This window comes from Bacillus sp. NTK071 (assembly GCF_017303315.1).
GTDB lineage: Bacteria > Bacillota > Bacilli > Bacillales > Guptibacillaceae > Guptibacillus.
The window spans coordinates 1-264 of sequence record NZ_JAFKOI010000101.1; the positions used below are offsets into that span (position 1 = coordinate 1).

General features: G+C 64.8%; 1 protein-coding gene. It reads right to left on the reverse strand.

The features are described 5' to 3' along the window. Nucleotides 1-8 precede the first annotated feature (8 nt). The coding region (locus JI666_RS22175; protein ID WP_206895066.1) for a winged helix-turn-helix domain-containing protein at nt 9-264 on the reverse strand (256 nt) is incomplete at its 5' end.

Here is a 264-nt window from a genome sequence, read left to right on the forward strand (position 1 = left end):
TGCTACGCTCAGATCATGCGGATCACGTCTTTTCCAACGGCCAGCATATAGCCCTGCCGGGGAATGTTGCGCACCAGAAGCTCGCTCACCATCTGGTTGCCCAGCGAATCCCGCAGACGCTTGATGCGCGTGGCGCCCGCCGCTTCCTCGCAATCGGACTCTCTGCGCCCCGAGATCACCGATTCCAGCTGCGCGCCCGACATCATCTCATCGTCCATCCGCGCCTCGGCCAGCACCGCCAGCGCTTCGACCGCGGCCTCGGTC